Origin of the sequence: Streptomyces sp. NPDC086777 (genome assembly GCF_040702065.1) — a bacterium.
Taxonomy (GTDB): Bacteria; Actinomycetota; Actinomycetes; order Streptomycetales; family Streptomycetaceae; genus Streptomyces.
In genome coordinates this window covers 37,421-57,779 of the sequence record NZ_JBFBJI010000053.1, presented here as the reverse complement: position 1 = coordinate 57,779, position 20,359 = coordinate 37,421, and the positions used below count along the sequence as shown (strand labels likewise).

Genomic DNA, 20,359 nt, shown 5'->3' with positions numbered 1-20,359 from the left:
GAGCTTGTCGCCGTCGACCAGGGTCTGCACGGAACGCAGGTCGGTGAAGGGCGGCAGGACGGCGACCTCGACACAGGAGCGACTTCTCAGTAAGCCTGACCGATCACGTCGATCAGGTACTGCCATCGTCCATCGATCTGGCGCTGGACCACCTCAGTGGTCTCCTGCCGCGTCACCGTCCCGTCCGGTGCCGTGAGTGTGAGAACGTTCCACAGCGTCGCCACATCACCAACCTGCTGGATGTGTTGCAGCTCGAGGTCTACTTCGGTTCCGGAGTCGATGACTTCCTTGAGGCCCTCTCGGATTGCGTCTTCTCCAACCACAACAGTTCCCGGTGAGGGCTGCAACCGAGCCTCGGGGTGATAGAGCGACACGAGGGCGTCCAAGTCCCGCCGCTGAAAGGCCTGCATGTTAAGCGTGTTCAGTTCTTCCGGAGTTCCTGCATTGTGGGTAGAGGCAGTCAACTGATTGGCTCCTTGCCTAGAGACAGACAGAACCGTGCATCGAGTTCAATGTCCGCCCATGTGTCCAAGGATGACCTGGCCCCGGGACTACAGGGGGGAAGGTGATCCGCGTGAATCCAGGTCATGGCCGTCCGCACAAGGCGAGAGGCGACTGAGTATTCGGTCAAGTGGCTCTCGCCCTCTCGTGTACTGACGAGAAGACCCATTCCACACTGGCTCACGTAGCAGCGGCGGGCCACAACCGCATCTGCCAACGTGCACAACTTTCCTGCCACAGGTGCCGGCCTGGCAGGGCCGTGTGACCAGCACTCGTCGTGATCAGGCCAGCTATGCGACCCTGAGGTCCAGGCAGACACACCGCCTGGACCTCCCCGTCTCTCCCTGAACCCGCGTCCGGCGGGCGCCCGGGCACACCACGGTTGCCGCAACCGGATGCCTGCACGTGCGAACGGCTATACCTCGGCCGATGATTCGTAGTTCGCCTTGTGGCGTACGAACAACGCTGTCGGCACCGCCACGACGAGGAGGACAACTCCTCCGATGACGTTCCCAAGGTGCACGGCGTCGGTGAACGCCGCATGCGCCGCCTTGGTGATCACCTCCGCCATGGGGGCCGGAGCCCCTGCCCCGCCGGTACCGTGGGAGACGCCGTCCACAATCTTGTCCGACTGCCCGGACGGGACTCCTGCGTCAAGCAGACGATCGCGGAAGTTTCCCGGGAAACGGCTGGTCACCAGGGTTCCGAGGACGCTCGGCCCCAGCACCGTCCCCAACTGACGTGCCATGTTGACGGCGGACGCGGCCATCCCCTCCTGCGCCGGCGGCACGCTGTTGACAGCAGCGGCCGTCGAAGGAGCGGTCAGCAGCCCCGCGCCTGCTCCCGCGACCAACAGTCCGGGCCATACCGGCCCGTAGCCACCGGAGAAGTCGGTGCGCAGCAGTGCGAAGGATCCCGCGGCCATCAGAACCAGGCCTCCCGTCAGCAGGACCGTGTAGCCCACCTTGTGCACCAGCACGCGTGCTGAGATCACCGTGACGACGAGGAAGGTCAGGAACAGAGGCAGGAGCCGTACGCCTACGCCCAGCGGGCTGATCTGGCCGACCCGCTGCATGTAGAGCACGCTCAGCAGGGCGACTCCGACAAGCCCGAACACGCTGATGGTGGCGACGCCCATGACCGCCGAGAAGGAGGCGTTCTTGAAAAGTCGCAGGTCGAGCATCGGATCGGGGTGGCGAAGCTCCACGCGTACGAATGCGAGGAAGGAGATCGCGAAGACAACGTACATGAGGATGATCGGCGCTTGGCCGTACCCCGTGGCACCGCCCTGGATGATGGCGTAGGTGGCTGATGCCGTCATCACGGTGCCCAGCGCCAGACCAGCCACGTCGAGCCGGCGCGTCGGGTGCTTCGACTCGGTGACGAAGACCGGGACGAGCAGTAGGGCTGCGGCAGCGATGACGATGTTGGCGAGGTAGACGGCGTGCCAGGAGAAGTGCTCCAGGAGGGCTCCCGCGAGCACGGGCCCCACGGCCAGTCCGATGCCGGAGCACGCGGCCCAGATGCCGATCGCGGCCGTCCGCTCGTGCGGGTCGTTGAAAGTGTTGCTGACAATGGCCAGGCTCGTCGGCAGGACCGCGGCGCCTCCCAGACCCGCGATCGCCTGTGCTGCGATCAACAGCCCTGCGCTGCTGGCGAAGATGGCCAGTACGCTGCCCGCGAGGAACACCGTTGCGCCGAGACTGAACATACGCCGGCGCCCGACGAGGTCGCCCAGGGTGCCTGCCGACATCACAAAGCTCACGACAGCGAGGCTGTATGCGCTGGTGATCCACACCAAGGTGCTTGAGCTGATCTCCAGGTCTGCCTGAATGGCGCCCAGGGCCGAGATAGTCGAAGTGACGTCCAGGAAAGCCATCATGACGCCGAGACAGACCACCAGAAGGCTGAGCCATCGGGCTCTGCCGGGCCTCGGTACTGCAACGGGCGGAAAATCCACCCGGTCGGAAGTCGTCACGCGACTGTCTCCTCACTCTGGAACGCGAAAGAAGCCCCCACCCGCCCCGGTCATCAGCCTCGCCGTGAGCCAGCCGTTCGTGACGGTGGACGCCGAAGACGACACCACCTGAAACGGTGCCGAATGCGGTACCCGAGATGCCGTCGCGCCGGCTGAACGAGCTGCAGCGGATTCGCAGTGGACTGGGCTGCCCGCGGTGGTCTCGGCCACCGCGGTCACCCTCGACCCTCCCTCGGCCGAACATCCGTGCTGCCAAGGCATGACTGCCGTCGATCTATGACCGCGGCGGGGTCTCCGGCCGCCGGCGGGTGGGCTGTGGATCGTGCAGCACGAAACGTACGGACTTCTGGAACGATATGTCAACAACGGCCGCGCGGCCTGTAGGCTGCCCCCATGGGGCGTCCACCGGGATTCGACAAGAACAAGGTCATACAGCTCGTTGCGCGGCAGTTCCGCCGGACCGGGTATGCAGGCACGAGCATGGATGAGATCGCAAAGGTGTCAGGACTGGGTCGCGGAAGCCTCTACGCCGCCTTCGGCGACAAGGGCAAGCTGTACTCGCAGTCACTCGCGGACTACTGCGAACGCAACGAGGCCGAGTGGGCGGCCGTACTCGACGGACCCGACGCGACGGCGCTGGAGCGGCTCCACGCGTACCTCCTGCGGTCGGCACGAGTGGTCCACGAAGACCCCGAACAGCTCGGCTGCATGGTCACCGGGTTCGCCGTCGAGGGCGTCGACGGCAATGCGGCTGCCGACGCGCGTGTCCGCCAGGCGATCTCGACCATCAGCCGTTCACTGTCCGAATGCGTCATGGCCGCACAACGCAACGGGGACCTCGACCCGACAGCCGACGCTTCTGAAATCAGCCAGCTGCTGATGGCCGTCAACCGCGGAATGGAAGTGATGGCCAGGGCCGGGCTCGAGCTGAGCGCCCTGGAACGCGTCGCCGCACACGCGTTCGCGGCCCTGCCGTTGACGCAGCCGAGCTGATATTCACGGTCGGAACCTTTCTGCATCTTCCGCCGGAGGCTGAGCAGTTCCTCCAGAACCGTCACACCGCCCCCGCGGTGGGGTCGGCTCTCGGAGGGACTTCGTATCCCCGGGCCGACCCGCGGGCGTCGCCCCGCGCCAGTGGCAGTGGTTCGCTCGCCCGGCGTCGGAGGCGGCAGGTGTTCTTTCGCCGACGCACGGCAGAACGGATCACGCAAGTACAGCTCGTCGATGCCCCGGCCGGCGGACCGGCAGCTGGCGGAGGTCGTGACACGTGCGCCACGCAGCCCAGCGGGGTGGCCTCCCGCCTTGCCGGACGGTGCACGTCGGCCCCGGCCGGCGCCGAGGGCGCGCCGATCCGGAACGAAGGACGGCCACACGGCACATCTCCGTGCGCAACCCGCTGTGCCGCAGGGCAAGTCCTGCGGCGCCACCCGCACCATGCCCCGAAACGATCAGAGTGAGAAGCATCCCGGGAGCAAGCCGGTCGGGCGCGGAAGGTGACGGCACGGGTGGACGCTGCCGTAGCGCCGATGTGATGCGGTCGAGGCGAGCCATTCGGCGTAGCCAAGCCGCCGGGCTCCGAGGCGCCTGGCAGGGAAAGCTGACACGTCCCTCAGCGCCGGCTGGAGATTGTGCAGCTCAGGCGGGGCATCGGCGGCCTTCGAGGGGCGGGCGACGACGCCCCGCACCCTCACGCATCAGCAAGATCCGGATGCAATCAGCGGGTGGCAGGATTCGAGGTATATCTGTCATTGCAGCCAACCCGGCTGGCCCCTAGCGTCGAATCGGAGCCACTCACAAGGGAAAGGCATCACCGTGATCGCCGACATCACCGCGCCGGACAGCGCCATCGCGCGACAGGCCGAGGAGCTTGCTCGCCGGGTCTCCAGCGACACACTCTTCAACCACGTCATGCGGTGCTACTGGTTCGCCGAACTCTTCGCGCAGCAGGAGGGCACGAAGGTTGACAGCGAATTGATGTTCCTCTCGGCAGTGCTGCATGATCTCGGCCTGACGGAAGAGGCTCCGGGCCCCCATCGCTTCGAGGTCGAAGGTGCCGGCGTGGCTCGGTCGTTCCTCGAGGCAAATGGCGTGTCGGCCGAGCGGGCCCAGCTTGTCTGGGACAACATCGCTCTGCACACGTGGGACGTCAACCCGTTCCGGGGCGACACCAGCCGCCTCATGCAGCTCGGACTGAGCTACGACGTCTCCGGCGTCCAGGACGCCGGCCTGGACCCGGCGGACGTGGCCGAGGTGCTTCGGCGCTATCCCCGGCTGCAGTTCAAGCGCGCCTTCAACGAAATGCTGAACCGCGAGGTCGACACCAAGCAGCCGTACGACCACTGGGTGCACATCTGCACGCGAGTGGCTCACAACCGATCACCGATCCAGATCGTCGACGCCCCGGTCGTCTTGGACTGGGCCCCGTTCGACGAATAGGGCGCCTCCGAACTGCCGCGCACCGCCTGCGCCTTGAGGCATCGATGCCGCGGCAGGGCAGATGACCCCTCTTACCGCTGGATCTCACAGCCCGCCGGCAGATGACCCGATGGCAGCGACAGCGGCCACCTGATCGCGGGCCGAACGACCGCGGCCGCCGGCATCGGCTGCCGCCCAATTACGTCCGGGCGAGCGCCAGTTCCGTCACCGTCAGGGCCGATCCCAAGTGCATCGGACGCGACGCCCGGTCGAGCCCAATCAACAATCATCAAGCGAGGAAAAAATGGACTTCACCCCTTATGAGTTCCGCAACCAGCCGTGGTTCGACCAGGAGAATTTCCAGGGATTCAACGAAGCGATCCCGATGAAGACCATGGTCATCCACTGCTTCGACCCGCGAGCGACGGAGATCCCCGAAGCCGTCGCCAAGCACTTCGGCGACGAGGTCTTCCCGGGTGAGAACATCCTCGACGAAGAGGGCAACCGGGTCGGCCACACGCGCACGCTGTTCCCCCTCACCAACGCAGGTGGGCGCGCCGTCGACGCGCTGCAGGCGGTCGCGACGATGGACTACCTGTTCCGCTTCAAGACCGTCGCGGTGGTGCACCACTCGTTCTGCGGTGCGACCGCGTTCAAGCCGGACCAGCTCCTCAACCGCTACCGCGACGAGCACGGCGTGGACATCTCGGACGTCTTCACCAAGGAGAGCCTGTCCATTCCGCATTTCGACGAGTCGATCAAGCACGACCTCGCACTGCTCCGCAGCCACCCCGCAGTGCCGAAGGCGACGAGGCTCTTCGGGTTTTTCTACGAGATGAACACCGGGGAGCTCGTCGAGGTCGCTCGGGACGTACCCGCGTAATCCCGAGCCGGCGTCGACGACGAAACGCCACGGTGTAGTTCTTCCTCGCCGACGGTGATCGTCACCGGCTTCAGCCGGCGGGCGCAAGGACTCCCGGGGGTATGCGATCAGCCCTCCCTGCCGAAGGGCAGCTCGGACCCCGCATGCCCGCCCGGGAGATGCCTTGCACCACCGGCGGAGCCAGTCCCGCAGAAGAGCTTCTCCGCCGCCGCTCTGGCAGCCGTTGCCCCGCCGGAGCGGCTCGCGCCGATCGTTGCAGAGTGCGGGCAGGCGCGTCCTCCGCTCGGGTCTACCTCCTCGGGCAGGACGCCACCGGATCCGTTTCTCGATCATGCTGCGAGGGAGGTCGCTGTTGTGGACGTCACCAGAGCCTTTGGCGTAAAATTCGCTATGCCCTCAGAAACAGCCATGGTCGGCACCGGCGACACCAGGAAGGTTGTCGTGGTCGCCTACGACGGCGCCAAGCTCATGGACGTCGCCGGCCCGCTGCAGGCCTTCAGTGAGGCGAATTTCCTGGACGGCCGTCCCGCCTACGACGTCATCCTCGCTTCGGAGGACGGCGGAGCCGTCACCACCGACACCGGTGTACGGCTGGAGACCGCGCGGCTGGACAACGTCGCCCTCCGGGGAGTCGACACCCTGTTGGTGTCGGGCGGTGACTTCCGACTGCCGCCGGCCGCTACGGCGTCCCTGCGTTCCTGCCTGGCCGAATACGTCGACCAGCCGAGAAGGCTCGGATCCATCTGCACCGGGGCGTTCATCCTGGCCGACCTCGGAGTGCTCGACGGCCGGAGGGCGACCACACACTGGGCCTTCTGCCACCAACTCGAGCACGAGCATCCTGCAGTCAGCGTGGACCCCGACGCCATCTTCGTCACCTCAGGCCGGATCTGGACGTCAGCCGGAGTGTCCGCGGGAATCGACATGGTACTGGCGATGATCGAAAGCGACCTCGGCCGCGAGATGGCCCTCAACGTCGCGCGCGCGATGGTGCTCTTCTTGAAGAGGCCCGGCGGGCAGTCCCAGTTCAGCATCGAACTGCGACAGCAGATCCAGGACGTACGAGGCTTGTTCGATGACCTCCACGACTGGATCCGAGCAAACTTGGACGGAGACCTGTCTGTACCGGCACTCGCCGACGCCGCCCACATGAGCCCTCGCAACTTCGCTCGCGTCTACCTGCGCGAAACCGGCGACAGCCCGGCACGAGCCGTCGAGAAACTCCGCCTCGAAGCAGCCAGGCGTCTTCTTGAGGCCACCCGAGAACCCGTGCGGGTCGTTGCCAGGCGGACAGGTTTCGGTGACGACGAACGTATGCGACGCGCGTTCGTCAAGGCCCTGGGCGTATCCCCGCAGGACTACCGCAACCGGTTCGGGCTGCCCCACCAGGACGAGCTTCTCGACCTGGCCGAGGGTCCGGCGGGCACGGCTTCAGCCTCCTGCGGATATGACTCAGAGCGGAAATGACACACCCACGGCAGCTTGCCGAAAGGGAGCAGTCCTGCCGTCCGAACGTCACGCTGCCTGTCCGTGAACGCGCCTGAGTGTGGCACCGGACATGACCGAAGTTGCTACGCCGTTCGAAGTGACACCGTCTCAACGGCCTGCCCTCCTACTCGGGCCTGTCGCTGCGATCTTGGATTCGATGGTCGGGGCTCTCGGCCGGCGCTTAGGATCAGCCCGTGATCGCTGACGTGCAGTGTGTGGTGCTGGACTGCTCCGAGCCGACGGAACTCGCTGAGTTCTACCAGGCGTTGCTCGGTGGGGCTGTCAATCAGGAGGATCGGCGATGGGCCCTGGGTGACGGCTGGGCGACCTTGCACACGCCGTCCGGACTCGTCCTGGCCTTCCAGCAGGTAGCTGACTACATGCCGCCGCAGTGGCCCGACTCGACCCGGCCTCAGCAGTTCCATCTTGACTTCGGTGTCGCGGACCTGGACCAAGCCCAGGAACAGGTGCTGGCCTCGGGGGCGAGGCTGCTGGACGAGGGTTCAGGGGAACGGAGCTGGCGCGTCTATGCCGATCCGGCAGGGCATCCATTCTGCCTGGTGCGGCACTGAAGACAGGGAACCGGCTGCGGTCGCGCCGGCGCACGATCATGAGCGGAGCCAGATGAGGAGGGCGGCGGCAGTCACGGTGCCGAGGTAGACGTACCCGCGCTTGTCATACCGGTTGGCCACGGCTCTGAACTGCTTGAGCTTTCCGACGGCTCGTTCCACCGTGTTGCGATCTTTGTACCTTGCTTTGTCGAATCCCGGAGGCCGCCCGCCACGGGAACCCCGACGCAGGCGGGTGGCCTTGTGGTCCTTCTTCTCCGGGATCACGTGCCGGATACCGCGCTTGCGGAGGTAGGTGCGGATCTTCCGGTTGCTGTATGCCCTGTCGGCGCCCACGCTGTCCGGGGTGCGGCGGGGGCGGCCGAGCCCCGCGCGGGAAACGCGGATTTTGTCCATGACCGGCTGGAACTGGGTGCAGTCCGCCCGCTGCCCGGGCGTGATGAGCAGGGACAAGGGGCGGCAGCGGCCCTCCGCAGCGACCTGAATCTTGGTGGTCAGTCCGCCGCGGGAGCGGCCGAGGGCCTCCCCTGGCGCACCGCCTCCTCCCATAGGAGTCGCAGGTTCACGTACGCGCGCGGGTGAACTGATCTTCGAGGCGCCCCCTTTGAGGAACCCGGTGCCGCAGGCGGCGGGTTCGTGGGTGCTCCGGCCTCCTCATCGACTGCCGGCGCTTGCCACCGGAGCCCCTTGAGGGGTTCTCTGCGAAGTACCGGCAGCGAGTTGCGCTTCATCCAGTCCAGCGCGTGATGCCACTCCTCGGTGGGCTCGCACTCGCAGGCCTTCCTGTTGAATGCCCACGAGTACAGGGCACGCCGCAGTACCCGCGGATCGGATTACGCTGCGCCTGGGCGTACCAGGGCGGGCGTGACGGGGTCACGTCCGCCGAAGTGGTGTATCGACGGCGACTCGGTGATCTCTTCTTTGAGGCTATGCGGTGAGTTCGGTGGGCAGGCTGGTGTCGTCGTCTTCTGACTCGATCGGGTGGAGGCGGGCCTTGGCGAGGAGGTCGAGTCCCATGTAGCGGCGTCCGCCTCCGCGGCCATGAGTGCGTCGGCGAACGTCGTGACCATCGCGCGCAGCAGATCGGGACTCGCCGCAGCGAGGTTGTCCTCGGCGAGGACGTGCAGGGGCGCACTGTCAGGTGCGGCCATCGTGCTGATCTCCTTCGGGCTTCGACACCTCGAAGACCAGCCGGTGGTCGTTCATCCATGCGGTCCTCACCCCGGCGCCGGAGCAAACCCCCGGATCCGGTCGAAGCCGTACACCACTCCCCTGGACGCAGCCGGCCCTTTCGGCCGCGCCTCTCGTTGGCCATGCGGCCCTCGCCTTTCCCGCGCCCCGTCCCGTGATCCGATGCGTGTGAGGAGAGTCGGCACGCGGATGACTCAACGGCCATGTGACGACTTCGATCCTGTCGCTTCGATCCGGCGTCGGGGAGCGGCGTTCGGAGGTCATCGAGAGCCAGTCGTTCACCCTCGGCCGCGCGGAGCCCGGAGTGGCCGGTCCGCCGCTGGGCGGAACCCAGGAGGACCGCATCCGCCATGAACCCGGCCGACATCGCGCCGACCTCCCATGCCTGGGAGATCCGGGCCACCGGGCTGAAGGTCAGAGTCGGCAGAAGCCGGATGGCCGTCGACGGCCTCGATCTGTCCTTGGGCACCGGTGTCCATGGGCTTCTCGGCCCCAACGGGGCGGGTAAGACCACCCTCATCCGGACCCTGGCCACCGTGCTCAGTCCCACTCAAGGAACCCTTGAACTGCTCGGCGAGTCCGTGGGCGGTACCCACGAACACCGGGCGCTGCGCCGGCGGATCGGCTATCTGCCCCAGGAGTTCGGCTACTACAAGCGCTTCACGGTACGCGAGTTCGTCGAGTACATGGCCTGGTTGAAGGAGGTGCCCGAAGCGGACATCCCCGGGGCGGTTCAGCGTGCTGTGGAACGGGTGGGACTCGCCGACCGCGCCGACTCACGAATGAAGACGCTGTCGGGCGGCATGGTGCGGCGCGTGGGCATCGCCCAAGCCATCGTCAACGACCCGTCGATCCTGCTGCTGGACGAGCCGACGGTGGGGCTGGACCCGGCGCAGCGGCTGCGATTCCGCGAGTTGTTGCAGGAACTGGGCACGGACAGCTGCGTGCTCGTGTCGACCCACCTGGTGGAGGATGTCGCCGCCGCGTGCACAGACGTGGTGCTGTTCGCCGAGGGCAGGCTGGTTTTCCAGGGCACACCGGACGAGCTGGCTGCGGCCGGCGGCCCCCGGCATGCGGGAGAGAGCCCGCTGGAGCGCGGATACTCCGCTTTGTTGCAGGGCCCTGGCCCGGAAGGGGGTACCTGGTGAGCACCCGTGCTCTTCGCATCGAGCTGAAGCGATCCGGCGCCCCGTGGGTCGGAGCGGTGCTCCTGACGTCAGCTCTGGCGCTCCTGTGTCTGGTCGACGCCGCATGGTCGCAGGGCGTCACGGCGTGGACGGCTCAGTGGACCTCCATGGCCCTGTGGACCCGGGCCCAGTTGTTCTACCTGTGGCCGCTCGCTGTCGGTTTCGGGGCGCTGCAGGGCCTGCGCGACCCTCGCTCGAAGATGAGTGAACTGCTGACGAGCACACCACGGCCCGCACTGCACCGCGCGTTCGCGTCCGCGGTCGCGACGGCGGCCGCGCTCGTCACGGCCTTCGCCCTCCTCGTCCTGGTGGGCGCGGTCCAGGTGTTCCCCCACACCGGTTACACGCACCTGGGATGGTTGCCGATCTCGCTGGTGGGGGCTCTCTCCCTCGTCGCCGGGGCGGTGCTGGGGATGGGAGTGGGGCGGACGTTGCCGTCCGCGCTCACCCCACCCGCGGTGGCCATGGCGGCCTTCGTCTTCACGACCCTCATGCAGCTGCCGCCTGGGCATACGCAGACGTTCACGGCGACAGGGTTCCCTGTCGAGGAACCCAATCAGATCTCTCTGTTGTCACCGGCAGTGGACGAAGTGCGCAACGTGCTGGTCACGCTCGCCGCGTCCGTTCAGGTCGGACAGACCGTCTGGCTGCTCGGCATGGCCGCGACCGGCTTCGCGCTGTTGGTCTCCGCGACGGCGCGCAGCCGGATACTGGCCCTGGCGCCGGTCCTGGTCGGCCTGGTGACCGCACTGTCTGTCCTGCCTTCCGACCCGCAACGCATGTACGTCGTGGACAGGACCGCCGCACAGCTGGTCTGCGACGGCCCCGTATGCGTGACGAAGGTGCACCAAACACGCCTCGCCGACCTCGCGGGTCCAGGCAAGGAGGCGATCCACCTGCTGCGCCGCGCGCTGGGACACCGGGCACCGGTCTCGGTCCAGGAGATCGCCACCGTACCGAGAGCCGGCTCGACCCCGAGGTGGTCACCCGAGACCGTGTCCGTCGACTACGCCGACCCGGTCATGGCCTCGGCGAAAGGCAGGGAGCTGACCCGGCTTCTGATCGCCGGAGCCATGGTGCCGGGGTGCTCCCCGCTCGGCCTGGGCGCCGAAGTGAGTGTCGGTGACAGTGCTGCACAGACCATCGCGGTGAGCTGGGTCCTCGGAGAGTTCAAACCGCTCGGCGTCATCTCCCTCGTATCGGACGAGTCGTTCGCGGTGGCCCGGCCGGTGTGGCAGCAGTTCACGGCTCTGCCCCGGGCCCGGCAGCTCTCGCGCATCGAGGCCATGCGCGATGCCGCGCTCTCCTGCCGGGGCGACGCCTTCGACGCGCTGAAGGGCGGTGCGTCCCGGTGAGGTGGCTGACCTTGTACGCGCGTTCGCGGCAGGTCCCCGCGTCGCTCGCGGCCGTGGTGCTGGGCGCGGTGGCCCTGTGGATATTCACACGGGACGGAGGAGAGGCCGGTGATCCGCGGCTGTGCGTGCTCTGCCTCGGGGCGGGGGCGATGGCGGCCTCCGTCGGGCTGAGCGGGCAGGACCTCGCACTGGACCGGACGGCGGCGATCCGCTGGGTGCCACGCAGGGCGGCACACGTCCTGCTCGCCGGCGTGGTGATCGACGCGGCACTGCTGGCTGTGCCGGCGCTGAGCGGGAACTCGGCCAGTGCCGGGTTCGTTGTCCGGGACAGCGCCGGCCTGATGGGGTTGGCCGCCTTGGGTGCGTCCTTCCCGGGCGGTCAGTACGCCTGGACTCTGCCGTTCTCCTGGCTCGCGTTGTCCTTCTTCCTCCCACCGCCGACGAGTCCTCGGACCCAGGTGGCGGCTTGGATGCTGGTGCCACCCGGCACGGCAGCCGGTACCTGGACGGCCCTGGTTCTCGCCGGTGCGGGCACCGCCGCCTACGCCGTCGCCGGCCCGAGACGATAGCTGGACCGAGGCACGACCATCGGCCAGCGACGCCGGATGTCGTTCCGGCCACGGGCAGGACGTGACCTCGTCCGGTTCTGCCGACTCGCGGGCAGAGGAGCCGGTCTCGATGGTGAAGGTCCTGGACCGGGTGGTCCAGGTGCCCTTGCGGGTGTCCCATACGGACAGCGGGTGGGCGGCGGCGCCGCGTGCGACGGTGAGGGTGATCTGCCTGTGCTGTCCCGGACGCGGCTCGACCTCCAGGAAGGCCGCCAGTCGCTTGCCCGGCTCACCAGTGGGCTTCGGCAGTGTCGCGCAGACCTGTCCGGTGTCGGTGCGGCGTCCGGTACTGATCACCTGGTTGCAGGAAAAGGACGTGTGGGACAGGTGGCGCCCGCCGGCCGTGGTCGTCACGCTGACGGGACTGAGGCTCTGTGTGCACCGGACCGCGGGCCCCCTCAGGGCGGCCGTAGAGTTGCGGTAGCCGCCGTCGAATCCGATGTGACCGCGGTACCAGCCGTCACCGAGCCAGGCGCCGACCGGGTTGGCGCCCAGGGTGAGGTGACCGGTGACGTCGTGGGTGTAGGGGAGCAGGCGCCGGCCGTAGACGGTCCACCCGGGGAGAGGATGTCGTCGCCGACGGGCCGGCCGTTGATCTCCGCCTCGTGCAGGCCCTGCGCCGTGACGTGGAGCCGGGCCCGGACGACCGCGGCGGGGAGGACGAAGTCCTCGCGGACACGGGCCGGGCGGCGGTCACCGGCTGGGCCCTCGGGCCAGGCACCGCCGACCGGCACGGCACTCCAGTCGGACGGCTGGAGAAGTCCCGCCTCCACCGCACGGGGTTCGCTCCACGCGGAGGGCCCGGCATCGGCCGTCCACACACGCACCCGGACGATGGCCCGTTCCCGCGAGACCACCGGCCGTCCCGGCCACGCCACGAGGACCTGCGCGCAACCGTCGGCACGGCCGGTGGTCTCGGCGACACCGTCAGGTACGGTCACCAGCGTCGACCAAGCCGGGCACGGCATGGGCAGCGACGCGGTCCGCCTGCTCGTCGAACGCGCCGGACGCGTCGACGGCAGGCGCAAACACGCAGTGCAGACCACCATGACCCCACGGCTCGTCATCCGCCGCAGCTCCGCGGCGCCTCACCCGTGAGCATCACCGGCGTTGCGAGTGTCTCGTGCGGAATCAGGCGACCCTTTCGACCGTGGTCGAAAGGTGTGACCGGAGTGCGGTGACCGTTCCAGACTCGGACGCACGGAATCGACCTGTGAAACCGAGGGGGAGTACATGCGCAAGCAGAACCGGCCGGGCAGGGGCACGAGGGCCAGGAGCGTGGGCGCACTGCTGGCGGCCACGGCGCTCACCGTAGGAGTCGCGGTGGCGACGGCGCCCTCCGCGGCCGCCGCGAACCCGTGTTGGAACGACGGCTCCACCAAGTGGTGGTGCAACAACGTCTCCGGCGCACGGGTGTACGGCACGGTCGGGGACAACCACATCTACCCGGACCCGAACACCGTCGTCGGCTACATGTACTCCAACCCGAGCTGGTTCTACTGCAAGGAGGACGACCAGGCGTGGGTGGGCGGGCCGCACTCCACACGCTGGGAGATGACGGTCGCGGACAACGGCCGGCTCGGCTTCATGAAGGACACGGCGATCTCCAGCGAGACGGACCCGCTCCCCGACTGCTTCGGGTGACCGGTGGCGGGTCGGTGGGGCCGGACGAAGGACACCGCCGTCAGCAGTGGGGCCAACGCGCTGCCGGCCTGCGGGTGGACAGCCGACGACACACGGAAAGAGACGTGAAGTTCAGCAGGCGTGCCCTGACGGCCCTGGCAACCGCCGCGTTCTCCGCCACCCTCACGGTGGCGGCGGCGCCGTCCTCGTCCGCGGCCTCCGGCTGCTGACACTCCGGCGGCGAGTGGTGGTGCGACAACGTGCGGGGAGCCGCCGTGTACGAGTCGTCGGAGACGAACGGATACCCGCACGCCGATGTCGGCGTCGGGTACCTGTACTCCGCTCCGAGCTGGTTCCGCTGCCGCCGCGACGACGGCCCCTACGTCGGCGGACCGCACCCGAACCGGTGGGTGTTCACCGAAGCCGACAGCGGTGAGTGGGGCTACATGAAGGACACGTCCGACTCCAGCGAGACCGACCCGCCGCCCGTGTGCTGACGACGGCGCCGGCGTGGCCACCGCGACCCGGCACCGCGATGCCGGCGGCTGCGGGTCCGAAGGACCGGCTGTCAGGACCGACCAGGCCGCCACGAGGGCGAATCCGCCTCGCGGTCTGTGTGAACCAGGGTGCCGGGAACAACTCCCTGGTCCGGACAGGGCCGAAGCGGAACGTGTCGTGGCCGGCCGCCGTCGGAGGGGCCGGCCACGGCCCGTGTGTCAGCAGTTGCGGACGGACCAGACGGGGTTCCAGTCCTGGTCGCCCACCTGCGGCGGGGAGAAGGCGCGCAGCACGTTCCCGTTGGCGTCGTAGAGGTAGGAAGTGACCGACCCGGTCTGCTTGTTGAGGTAGTAGCCGCTGCCGTACCAGTTGGACAGGTAGTAGCGGTTGCAGTTGTAGAGGTAGAAGATCTTCCATTTGGACACGGTCGGATCCCACACCTCGAGGCAGAGGTTCCCCGGTCCACAGGTGAACGTCTGGTCGTCCGTGCGGTAACTGACGGTGGTGGACGGAGAGATCGTCGGGGAGACGGCGGCCGCGGCCTGTGCATGGTGGCCGGCACGGGGGCCGGAGGCGGTTGCCGCCTGTGCCGGACCGGTGGCGAGGACAGCCATCAGCATGCAGACCAACACGCCGATGATGCCGAGCAGCGAACGCTTCGCGCGCATGGATGAGACCTCCGTCGAGACGGCAGCGGGACATCTGGGACAGCGGCACGGAACCGTGCCCTGGCGTCGACGATCGCCGATCGCGGACGCCCGGCAGAAGCCTTTCGAACCTCCTCGAAAGGGCGCCGTCCCCGAGCACGGCGGCATCACGTCCGGAGACGGCCAACTCTTCCAGGTCGCAGGCTCGTTGGGGCGTGATCGGCTCACCGGACGGCATCGGTACGGCCCATGGGCGTCGTTGACGTCGCCCCCACCGGACGCCACCGTGGTCCGGCCACGCATGAAGGCCGTGCGCGACCCGGACGCGGTCGTCGGACCGGGGACAACCATGACAAGGGCATGCGCGAACACCGCCGTGCCGGACGGGAGACTGCCGAACCGTGGCTACCAAGCGCTCACTTGTCGGACTCTGTGCCGCCCTCGCGATGGGGGCGGCCCTCCTCACCACCGGAACCGCGCAGGCCACCCCGGCCTCGCACGGCACCTCCTACGGGCATGCCATGACCATGCCCGCAGTGCCGAAGACGGCCCGCCCCGCGCCGCTGCGTGCCGTGGCCCCGTCCACTTCTCCGGCCGTCCGCACGGCCTACGCCGGTGCCGGCGGGGGCGTGTACTGCCAGAGCGGCTACTTCTGCGCCTCGGTCTGGGACCCGACGGCCGGCAAGTTCAAGATCTTCTTCTTCTACTCCTGCAACCGCTACACCCTCTCGAACTGGATCGACTGGGCCGAGGCCCAGAACAGCCAGACCGGAGGTGCCGTCGCCGGTCTCTACGGCTCCGGAGGCGGCCTGCTGCAGACCGTCCCGGCCGACAGCGCGGTCTACGCCGTCAACTGGTCACCGGTGTACTCGATCCGCAACTGCTGAGCCGCACCGCCTCGTCGGCCCGGTACACAGGGCAGGACTCAGGGACCGCAGGCCGGATCGAACTCCGTCCGCCGTCCGGTGTCCGCGTCCAGCAGCCGGTGGCCCATGGACGTCACCGAGTGCCGTACGAACTGGCCCTCCCGGTGGCTCGCCACCAGTCCTCCGTCCCGCAGGACGGCGAGCTGGTAGCTGGCACTGGGAAGGGCGATGCCCACGGCCTGCGCCACTTCGGACGTGGTGCGGGTACGGCCACGCGCCACCTGGACCAGCACGGTGGCCCGGGTACGGCCCAGCAGCCGCTCCAGTCCGCCGCCCTCGGGGGCCACCGCCTCCAACGGCCGCGCGGCGACCGGATGGACGAGGACCGGCCCGAGGGTGGGGTCGGCGAGCGCGGTGGGCCTGCGCCAGCAGAAGTAGGAGGGCAGGAGCAGCAGACCCCGGCCCTCCAGATGCAGGTCCCGGTCGACGGGGTAGTCCACCTCCAGCACCGGGGGATGCCAGCGGGCGAACGGCAGGCTCTCCAGCAGAGCGCGGACACCGCCGTCCAGGAGAATGCGGGCCCGCAGGTCGACCTCGTCCTGCACGGCCCGGCGAACCTGCCCCCACCGCGGTTCGAGCAGCGCCCTGGAGGACACCTCCAACGCCCTGACCAGCGATCCCATACCGCGGTCTCCCGGCCTGCCGAGCGCCGTCGTCCACGCCGGGAGGGGGCGGGCGCCGCCGAGGACGCCCAGCTCCCGCTGCAGACGGCGGCGGGGCGTCGCGCGTACCTGAGCGAGGGCAGCGGGCAGACCCCCGTCCGGGACGGACGGGGTCAGGAAGTCGGGGATGTAGCCGACGGGCGGGACGAGCGTCCTCAGCAGGTGCAGCGCACGGCGCGTCTCCAGGTCCCGTACCGTGCGCTCGAGGACGCCGCGGCGCCACGCCCCGAACTCGAGCGGCCCCTGATGGGTGCCCAGCCGGCAGGCGGCGCAGACGAGTTCCCACAGCGGATCGGGACTCCGGGCCACGCGGATGCTCTGTAAGTCGGGCGGCGTGAAGTGGATGCGGAGCATGCAGGCCTCTTTCATGACGGTGGGGGGCAGGCCGAGGCGGTGCGCGACAAAGGTCGACGAAGCGGTACGGGTCATCAATGGGGACGCGTGGGGAACGCCTTTGGTATGACTGGGCTGTCGCCACCGGCAGGCCCGACCGGCCGCTCACGCCGATGGCGGAGGACCGGCTTTGTCCTGTTCCGCAACCGCCGCGGCCGGAAATGTGTCTCTCAACGCGTGGTCCAGCCGCTTCGGGAGCTGGTCAGGTTCGGCGGCACGGCGTCTGGGGGGATGACGTGAGCACATGGGTGGTGCCCGGATACACCGAGTCTCTCGAACTCGGGTCGGGAGCGAGCGGTCGCGTCGTGCTGGCCGTGCACGCGGACACCGGCGTACGGGTCGCGGTGAAGTACCTCAGCGAGTCCCTGCGCACGCGGCCCGGTTTCGTGCACGACTTCCGGGCGGAGGCGCGCCTGCTCGGCGGACTGCAGAGCCTGTACGTGGCGGGCCTGTACGAGTACGTGGAGAGCCCGCAGGGCGCCGCCATCGTCATGGAACTGGTGGACGGTGTCTCGTTGCGGACGCTGCTGACCCGTCAGGGTCCACTCGGTCCCGAGGCCGCGCTCGTCCTTCTCAAGGGATCGCTGCTCGGTCTCGCCGACGCACACCGTGTCGGCGTCGTCCACCGCGACTACAAGCCGGAGAACGTCCTGGTCGGGACGGACGGATCGTCCAAGCTCGTCGACTTCGGTATCGCGGTGGACGCCGGCAGCAGCGCGGGTGTGGCCGGAACCCCGTCCTACATGGCCCCCGAGCAGTGGACCGGCGCCCCCGCCTCCTGCGCCGCGGACGTGTACGCCGCCACGGCCACCTTCTTCGAGTGCCTGACGGGGCACAAGCCGTACTCGGGTGACAACATCGCCGAACTGGCCCTGCAGCACGTCGACGCCCCCGTCCCGGTGGAGGAGGTCCCCGCCGCGGTGCGCGAGCTGGTCCGTCGCGGGCTGGCCAAGGAACCGGACCAGCGGCCGGCACAGGCGGGGGCGTTCGTGGCGGAGCTGGAGGCGATCGCCGGCGCCGTCTACGGGGCCGACTGGGAGGAACGCGGCCGCGCCCGGCTCGCCGCCCTGGTGGCCCTGCTGGCGCTGCTGCTGCCCTCGGCCCGCTCCCCCCGGTCCACCACGGACACCGCACGTACGGTCCTGAGCCAGGCACCGCGCCACGACTGGGCCCGGTCATGGCGACCCGGCCGACCCGGCATGCTCGTCTCGGCTGCCGCCGTGATCCTGGGCCTCCTGCTGACCTACGGAATGCGCCACGGTCCGTCAGGCGCCGCCGAGCGGACCGCCGATGCCCTGGCCACCACCACGGCCCGGGCCGGCACCGAAGCGGCGCCGCCCACCGCCCCGCCCACGGCGCCCACCCCGTCGGGTGACCTGTCGCCGACCCCCCGTGTCTCCCCCTCGGGCCCGTCGGCCACCCCGACCGGTCAGCCTTCCGGCTCCGCCACCGGATCACCCACGCAGTCGACGACGCCCAGCGAGGTACCCACGTCCAGCCAGGCCACCACGTCCCCTTCGGCGACACCGACGACCGCCTCCTCCACCCCGCCGGTCGCTCCCGCCGTCAAGAACGTCACGGTGTCGGCCTTCCGGCAGACGGGCCCCACGACCTCCACCGCGACCGTCACCGTCACCACGGACGGCAGCGGGCCGATCTCCGTCACCGTCTCGTGGTTCACGGACCAGGCCGGCGGAGGGGCCGGCTCCCCCGACGGTGCGCCCCAGACCTTCGAGCGCAGCGGAGCCACCCAGTACACGATCACCGTCGACCACGCCGTCCAGAACGACGGCTGCTACTGGACGGTCCGGGCCACGACCACTCCGGCGCCGGCTTCCGGCGGCGCCTCGCAGCAGATCCTGACCAGGCAGTGTGAGATCGGATGACCGCTCAGAGCGACAACACGCCCATACCGGCGGTGACGGGTGAGGAACCCACGCGGGCGCTCTCACCCGCCGACGCGCACGGCACCACACTCCATCTCGGGCCCATCGCAGACCACGTCCCCGACGAGCGGCCCTCCAGCCCCGACAGCGAGTACAGCGCCACCGTGCTGGCCAGCCACTGGATCCAGCGACCCGAGACGGACGACACCCTCGTCGAACCGGTCCCGGCGAGCGCTCCCCCGACCCGGCCCGACCGCGTCGAGGGCAGCGTGCTGCGCTTCGGGCCCGGGGTGACGGCCGCCGTCGCGCACCGCACCGTCCAGAGCCTTCCCGCCACGTCGTCGGCTCCCGCGCCGTCCTCCGGTCGGAGGCTGCGCAAGAACGCTCTGCCGACGTTGTTGGTGGTGGCCGTCCTCGTCTTCCTGGCCTGGCAGCGCTTCGGGCAGTCCGTGGCGGTCACCCAGGTCGCCGTCACGGCGAGGCCGACGGTTCTGGGATGCGACGGCACCGCGGACATCCTCGGTCTGGTCACCACCAACGGCCGTCGGGGGACCCTCTCCTACCGCTGGGTCCGTAGCGACGGCACCGAGTCCGGCGTCCTGCACGAGGTGACGGTCGCCGGGGAGCGACACGCGCGCCTGCACCTTCGATGGACCTTCCAGGGACCGGGCCACCGTGCCGCACGGGCGGAACTGCGCATCCTGTCTCCCGGTCACCGGGCGACCGCCGCCCGCTTCTCGTACGACTGCCACTGACGGCCGACCGGGATCGTCGGCCGTCTCCGGCAGAGGTCACCGGGCCCGTTGACGGGTGGAGCCGCGCATCGTGTGGCGTTCCACGGGGGGTTGTTCGTCGCGGATGTCGGCGAGGAGCGCGGTGATGGCGGTCATGATGTCCTCGGTGGCGGCCTTGAGCACATCCGGAGTGAGCGGCTTGCCCGCGAACCTGCTCAGGTCGACGGGCGGTCCCGCCACCACGTGGACGGGCTGGCGGAGGGCCAACCTCAGCCGCCGGTCGCCGCGGCCGCCCCGCGCATAGGGCGGCGCTATCCGGTGGGCACCCCACTGGGCGACCGGGATGACGGGCACGCCGGTCGTCAGTGCGATCCGCGCCGCACCGGACTTGCCGGTCATCGGCCACATCCGGGGGTCCCGGGTGACGGTGCCCTCGGGGTAGACGGCGACGCAGTCCCCGTTGTTGACGGCGTCCACCGCGTCGCGGAGCGCGAGCGCGGCGTCGGCGGTTCCGCGGTGGACCGGGATCTGGCCCGTCCTGCGCAGCATCATGCCGACGAAGGGAATGGTGAACAGCGAGGCTTTCGCGAGCAACCGGGGCGGCCGGCCGCTGTCGTACTGGAAGTGCCCGTAGGTGAGCGGGTCGACGTACGAGATGTGGTTGACCACGGTGATGAAGCCGCCCTCCGCCGGCATGTGTTCGTGCCCGCGCCAATGGTGTTTGACGAACACGGTCAGCACCGGTTTCACGATGGCGGCTGCCAGCCGGTACCAGAAGCCGTAGGGGCTGCGCGGGTTGCGGGGCACTCGGGTCC

20 protein-coding genes and 2 pseudogenes are annotated in these 20,359 nt (G+C 69.0%); 14 read left to right on the top strand and 8 right to left on the bottom strand.

Annotated elements, in window-relative coordinates:
- Window positions 1–86 precede the first annotated feature (86 nt).
- A complete protein-coding gene (locus tag AB0472_RS41780) occupies window positions 87–464 on the bottom strand; it encodes a nuclear transport factor 2 family protein (protein ID WP_366364601.1) in 378 nt (125 codons plus the stop codon).
- A 452-nt stretch (window positions 465–916) separates the two neighbouring features.
- Window positions 917–2,479, bottom strand: a complete 1,563-nt coding sequence (locus AB0472_RS41775) for an MFS transporter (RefSeq protein ID WP_366364600.1) — start codon at window positions 2,477–2,479, stop codon at window positions 917–919.
- A 393-nt stretch (window positions 2,480–2,872) separates the two neighbouring features.
- Here AB0472_RS41775 and AB0472_RS41770 point away from each other — a divergent pair, with 393 nt between their 5' ends.
- The 5 genes from AB0472_RS41770 (at window position 2,873) to AB0472_RS41750 (ending at window position 7,837) form a co-directional block, all read left to right on the top strand.
- Entirely contained in the window at window positions 2,873–3,472 is a 600-nt protein-coding gene (locus tag AB0472_RS41770) for a TetR/AcrR family transcriptional regulator (RefSeq protein WP_366364599.1), read from the top strand.
- Between the two features lie 819 nt (window positions 3,473–4,291).
- On the top strand, window positions 4,292–4,915 hold the full coding sequence (locus AB0472_RS41765) for an HD domain-containing protein (protein ID WP_366364598.1): 624 nt from the start codon (window positions 4,292–4,294) through the stop codon (window positions 4,913–4,915).
- A 283-nt stretch (window positions 4,916–5,198) separates the two neighbouring features.
- Entirely contained in the window at window positions 5,199–5,777 is a 579-nt protein-coding gene (locus tag AB0472_RS41760) for a carbonic anhydrase (protein ID WP_366364597.1), read from the top strand.
- Between the two features lie 354 nt (window positions 5,778–6,131).
- Window positions 6,132–7,244 carry a GlxA family transcriptional regulator gene (locus AB0472_RS41755; RefSeq protein WP_366364596.1) on the top strand — a complete coding sequence of 371 codons (1,113 nt, stop codon included), beginning with the start codon at window positions 6,132–6,134 and terminating at the stop codon, window positions 7,242–7,244.
- Between the two features lie 215 nt (window positions 7,245–7,459).
- The gene (locus AB0472_RS41750; protein WP_054228305.1) at window positions 7,460–7,837 is read left to right on the top strand and encodes a VOC family protein; all 378 of its coding nucleotides are present in this window, start codon (window positions 7,460–7,462) and stop codon (window positions 7,835–7,837) included.
- Window positions 7,838–7,873: 36 nt separating this feature from the next.
- On the opposite strand, the gene AB0472_RS41745 is transcribed toward AB0472_RS41750, so the two are convergent.
- On the bottom strand, window positions 7,874–8,422 hold the full coding sequence (locus AB0472_RS41745; RefSeq protein WP_366364604.1) for an IS5 family transposase: 549 nt from the start codon (window positions 8,420–8,422) through the stop codon (window positions 7,874–7,876).
- A 434-nt stretch (window positions 8,423–8,856) separates the two neighbouring features.
- Window positions 8,857–8,985, bottom strand: a pseudogene (locus tag AB0472_RS41740) (IS256 family transposase); the annotation flags it as partial.
- A 390-nt stretch (window positions 8,986–9,375) separates the two neighbouring features.
- Between AB0472_RS41740 and AB0472_RS41735 the strand changes: the two are divergent.
- From AB0472_RS41735 to AB0472_RS41725, 3 genes are read left to right on the top strand one after another with little or no spacing between them, the layout of a single operon-like run.
- A complete protein-coding gene (locus AB0472_RS41735; protein ID WP_366364595.1) occupies window positions 9,376–10,173 on the top strand; it encodes an ABC transporter ATP-binding protein in 798 nt (265 codons plus the stop codon).
- Window positions 10,170–11,567: a hypothetical protein gene (locus AB0472_RS41730; protein ID WP_366364594.1), complete on the top strand. Its 1,398-nt coding sequence runs from the start codon at window positions 10,170–10,172 to the stop codon at window positions 11,565–11,567. The genes AB0472_RS41735 and AB0472_RS41730 overlap by 4 nt, the downstream gene beginning before the upstream one ends.
- Window positions 11,564–12,136 carry a hypothetical protein gene (locus tag AB0472_RS41725; RefSeq protein ID WP_366364593.1) on the top strand — a complete coding sequence of 191 codons (573 nt, stop codon included), beginning with the start codon at window positions 11,564–11,566 and terminating at the stop codon, window positions 12,134–12,136. Before AB0472_RS41730 ends, AB0472_RS41725 begins: the two co-directional genes overlap by 4 nt.
- A 102-nt stretch (window positions 12,137–12,238) precedes the next feature.
- Here AB0472_RS41725 and AB0472_RS41720 read toward each other — a convergent pair.
- Window positions 12,239–12,909, bottom strand: a pseudogene (locus AB0472_RS41720) (alpha-L-rhamnosidase N-terminal domain-containing protein); the annotation flags it as partial.
- A gap of 100 nt (window positions 12,910–13,009) precedes the next feature.
- On the opposite strand from AB0472_RS41720, the gene AB0472_RS41715 reads away from it, so the two are divergent.
- The 3 genes from AB0472_RS41715 to AB0472_RS41705 all read left to right on the top strand — a co-directional run bounded on the left by AB0472_RS41715 (window position 13,010) and on the right by AB0472_RS41705 (window position 14,295).
- On the top strand, window positions 13,010–13,273 hold the full coding sequence (locus AB0472_RS41715) for a hypothetical protein (protein WP_366364592.1): 264 nt from the start codon (window positions 13,010–13,012) through the stop codon (window positions 13,271–13,273).
- Window positions 13,274–13,408: 135 nt separating this feature from the next.
- Window positions 13,409–13,819: a hypothetical protein gene (locus tag AB0472_RS41710; RefSeq protein ID WP_366364591.1), complete on the top strand. Its 411-nt coding sequence runs from the start codon at window positions 13,409–13,411 to the stop codon at window positions 13,817–13,819.
- A gap of 254 nt (window positions 13,820–14,073) precedes the next feature.
- A complete protein-coding gene (locus AB0472_RS41705; RefSeq protein WP_366364590.1) occupies window positions 14,074–14,295 on the top strand; it encodes a hypothetical protein in 222 nt (73 codons plus the stop codon).
- A 219-nt stretch (window positions 14,296–14,514) separates the two neighbouring features.
- Here the strand turns inward: AB0472_RS41705 and AB0472_RS41700 are convergent, their stop codons facing one another.
- Entirely contained in the window at window positions 14,515–14,964 is a 450-nt protein-coding gene (locus tag AB0472_RS41700) for a hypothetical protein (RefSeq protein ID WP_366364589.1), read from the bottom strand.
- 380 nt (window positions 14,965–15,344) lie between these two features.
- Here AB0472_RS41700 and AB0472_RS41695 point away from each other — a divergent pair, with 380 nt between their 5' ends.
- Window positions 15,345–15,830: a hypothetical protein gene (locus AB0472_RS41695; RefSeq protein ID WP_366364588.1), complete on the top strand. Its 486-nt coding sequence runs from the start codon at window positions 15,345–15,347 to the stop codon at window positions 15,828–15,830.
- 38 nt (window positions 15,831–15,868) lie between these two features.
- On the opposite strand, the gene AB0472_RS41690 is transcribed toward AB0472_RS41695, so the two are convergent.
- On the bottom strand, window positions 15,869–16,885 hold the full coding sequence (locus AB0472_RS41690) for a helix-turn-helix domain-containing protein (RefSeq protein ID WP_366364587.1): 1,017 nt from the start codon (window positions 16,883–16,885) through the stop codon (window positions 15,869–15,871).
- Between the two features lie 275 nt (window positions 16,886–17,160).
- On the opposite strand from AB0472_RS41690, the gene AB0472_RS41685 reads away from it, so the two are divergent.
- Together AB0472_RS41685 and AB0472_RS41680 are read left to right on the top strand one after the other, a co-directional pair.
- Window positions 17,161–18,810, top strand: a complete 1,650-nt coding sequence (locus AB0472_RS41685; protein WP_366364586.1) for a serine/threonine-protein kinase — start codon at window positions 17,161–17,163, stop codon at window positions 18,808–18,810.
- Window positions 18,807–19,565 (top strand): hypothetical protein, encoded by a 759-nt coding sequence (locus AB0472_RS41680; RefSeq protein WP_366364585.1) that lies wholly within the window; start codon window positions 18,807–18,809, stop codon window positions 19,563–19,565. Before AB0472_RS41685 ends, AB0472_RS41680 begins: the two co-directional genes overlap by 4 nt.
- Before the next feature lie 36 nt (window positions 19,566–19,601).
- On the opposite strand, the gene AB0472_RS41675 is transcribed toward AB0472_RS41680, so the two are convergent.
- Window positions 19,602–20,351, bottom strand: a complete 750-nt coding sequence (locus AB0472_RS41675) for a lysophospholipid acyltransferase family protein (RefSeq protein ID WP_366364584.1) — start codon at window positions 20,349–20,351, stop codon at window positions 19,602–19,604.
- Between the last annotated feature and the right edge of the window lie 8 nt (window positions 20,352–20,359).

Bases quoted from the DNA above. Each gene is read 5' to 3' on its own strand.
- AB0472_RS41760 (WP_366364597.1), top strand. From the start codon at position 5,199: ATGGACTTCACCCCTTATGAGTTCCGCAACCAGCCGTGGTTCGACCAG.
- AB0472_RS41690 (WP_366364587.1), bottom strand. From the start codon at position 16,885: ATGCTCCGCATCCACTTCACGCCGCCCGACTTACAGAGCATCCGCGTG.
- AB0472_RS41680 (WP_366364585.1), top strand. From the start codon at position 18,807: ATGACCGCTCAGAGCGACAACACGCCCATACCGGCGGTGACGGGTGAG.
- AB0472_RS41700 (WP_366364589.1), bottom strand. From the start codon at position 14,964: ATGCGCGCGAAGCGTTCGCTGCTCGGCATCATCGGCGTGTTGGTCTGC.
- AB0472_RS41710 (WP_366364591.1), top strand. From the start codon at position 13,409: ATGCGCAAGCAGAACCGGCCGGGCAGGGGCACGAGGGCCAGGAGCGTG.
- AB0472_RS41770 (WP_366364599.1), top strand. From the start codon at position 2,873: ATGGGGCGTCCACCGGGATTCGACAAGAACAAGGTCATACAGCTCGTT.
- AB0472_RS41735 (WP_366364595.1), top strand. From the start codon at position 9,376: ATGAACCCGGCCGACATCGCGCCGACCTCCCATGCCTGGGAGATCCGG.
- AB0472_RS41715 (WP_366364592.1), top strand. From the start codon at position 13,010: ATGGCCCGTTCCCGCGAGACCACCGGCCGTCCCGGCCACGCCACGAGG.